Source organism: Streptococcus timonensis, from assembly GCF_900095845.1.
Lineage (GTDB): Bacteria > Bacillota > Bacilli > Lactobacillales > Streptococcaceae > Streptococcus > Streptococcus timonensis.
Genome location: NZ_FMIX01000004.1, coordinates 1 through 2,500, shown reverse-complemented (window position 1 = coordinate 2,500; position 2,500 = coordinate 1). Strand labels below are relative to the sequence as shown.

Below are 2,500 nucleotides of genomic sequence, written 5' to 3'. Positions count from 1 at the left end.
CTGCTAGGTACAAAGACTATTTTAAATACGAGGCTATCACTCTCTTTGGCTGATCTTCCCAAATCATTCTTCTATAGTCTTTGAGTCCACATCGCAGTCCTACAACCCCGAAGAGTAAACTCTTCGGTTTGCCCTCCTGCCGTTTCGCTCGCCGCTACTAAGGCAATCGCTTTTGCTTTCTCTTCCTGCAGCTACTTAGATGTTTCAGTTCACTGCGTCTTCCTCCTCATATCCTTAACAGATATGGGTAACAGGCATTACCTGTTGGGTTCCCCCATTCGGAAATCCCTGGATCATCGCTTACTTACAGCTACCCAAGGCATATCGTCGTTTGTCACGTCCTTCTTCGGCTCCTAGTGCCAAGGCATCCACCGTGCGCCCTTATTAACTTAACCTTATTTTTCTGACCTTTCAGTCATAAACTCTTTATTAATACTACAGCGTTTTCGGTTTATTTTCTTGTTACTATTTGATATAGATATTCAATTTTCAATGTGCATGACTTGGTGATCTCTCACCAATGGAGCCTAGCGGGATCGAACCGCTGACCTCCTGCGTGCAAAGCAGGCGCTCTCCCAGCTGAGCTAAGGCCCCACAAGACCTCTCAAGACTAAACAAGACCAATGTGCATTCCTTATCCTTAGAAAGGAGGTGATCCAGCCGCACCTTCCGATACGGCTACCTTGTTACGACTTCACCCCAATCATCTATCCCACCTTAGGCGGCTGGCTCCAAATGGTTACCTCACCGACTTCGGGTGTTACAAACTCTCGTGGTGTGACGGGCGGTGTGTACAAGGCCCGGGAACGTATTCACCGCGGCGTGCTGATCCGCGATTACTAGCGATTCCGACTTCATGTAGGCGAGTTGCAGCCTACAATCCGAACTGAGATTGGCTTTAAGAGATTAGCTTGCCGTCACCGGCTTGCGACTCGTTGTACCAACCATTGTAGCACGTGTGTAGCCCAGGTCATAAGGGGCATGATGATTTGACGTCATCCCCACCTTCCTCCGGTTTATTACCGGCAGTCTCGCTAGAGTGCCCAACTGAATGATGGCAACTAACAATAGGGGTTGCGCTCGTTGCGGGACTTAACCCAACATCTCACGACACGAGCTGACGACAACCATGCACCACCTGTCACCTCTGTCCCGAAGGAAAACTCTATCTCTAGAGCGGTCAGAGGGATGTCAAGACCTGGTAAGGTTCTTCGCGTTGCTTCGAATTAAACCACATGCTCCACCGCTTGTGCGGGCCCCCGTCAATTCCTTTGAGTTTCAACCTTGCGGTCGTACTCCCCAGGCGGAGTGCTTAATGCGTTAGCTACGGCACTAAACCCCGGAAAGGGTCTAACACCTAGCACTCATCGTTTACGGCGTGGACTACCAGGGTATCTAATCCTGTTTGCTCCCCACGCTTTCGAGCCTCAGCGTCAGTTACAAGCCAGAGAGCCGCTTTCGCCACCGGTGTTCCTCCATATATCTACGCATTTCACCGCTACACATGGAATTCCACTCTCCCCTCTTGCACTCAAGTTAAACAGTTTCCAAAGCGTACTATGGTTAAGCCACAGCCTTTAACTTCAGACTTATCTAACCGCCTGCGCTCGCTTTACGCCCAATAAATCCGGACAACGCTCGGGACCTACGTATTACCGCGGCTGCTGGCACGTAGTTAGCCGTCCCTTTCTGGTAAGATACCGTCACAGTGTGAACTTTCCACTCTCACACTCGTTCTTCTCTTACAACAGAGCTTTACGATCCGAAAACCTTCTTCACTCACGCGGCGTTGCTCGGTCAGACTTCCGTCCATTGCCGAAGATTCCCTACTGCTGCCTCCCGTAGGAGTCTGGGCCGTGTCTCAGTCCCAGTGTGGCCGATCACCCTCTCAGGTCGGCTATGTATCGTCGCCTTGGTGAGCCGTTACCCCACCAACTAGCTAATACAACGCAGGTCCATCTGGTAGTGGTGCAATTGCACCTTTTAATTGACTATCATGCAATAATCAATATTATGCGGTATTAGCTATCGTTTCCAATAGTTATCCCCCGCTACCAGGCAGGTTACCTACGCGTTACTCACCCGTTCGCAACTCATCCAGAGAAGCAAGCTCCTCCTTCAGCGTTCTACTTGCATGTATTAGGCACGCCGCCAGCGTTCGTCCTGAGCCAGGATCAAACTCTCATTAAAAGTTTGAGTTCTCACTCATTTCTGTCACTGACAGATTTATTGTTTTTTCATTGTTCAGTACTACAACATCAGTTGTAGTGCCCTGCACATTGGTTCGTCTTGTTCAGTTTTCAAAGGTCTTTGCCTCTCACTTCTGTCGTGAGCGACAACTATATTAGTATATCACAGCTTCTTTTCCTTGTCAATAGCTTTTTCAAACTTTTTTCAACTTCTACTGCAACATACTCATAGTCCGTACGGGATTCGAACCCGTGTTACCGCCGTGAAAAGGCGGTGTCTTAACCCCTTGACCAACGGACCTGAGCTTTTC

General features: G+C 49.2%; 2 tRNA genes and 2 rRNA genes (1 of these 4 cut by a window edge). All 4 read right to left on the bottom strand.

Annotated features, from left to right (window positions below):
* Positions 1 to 395: ribosomal RNA gene (locus BQ2679_RS03155) — 23S ribosomal RNA — on the bottom strand (it extends 2,505 nt beyond the left edge of the window).
* Between the two features lie 126 nt (positions 396 to 521).
* Positions 522 to 594, bottom strand: a tRNA-Ala gene (locus tag BQ2679_RS03150).
* A gap of 50 nt (positions 595 to 644) precedes the next feature.
* Positions 645 to 2,190, bottom strand: a 16S ribosomal RNA gene (locus tag BQ2679_RS03145).
* Together the 16S and 23S rRNA genes with 2 tRNA genes alongside form the textbook arrangement of a ribosomal RNA operon.
* A 228-nt stretch (positions 2,191 to 2,418) precedes the next feature.
* Positions 2,419 to 2,490, bottom strand: a tRNA-Glu gene (locus BQ2679_RS03140).
* Positions 2,491 to 2,500 lie beyond the last annotated feature (10 nt).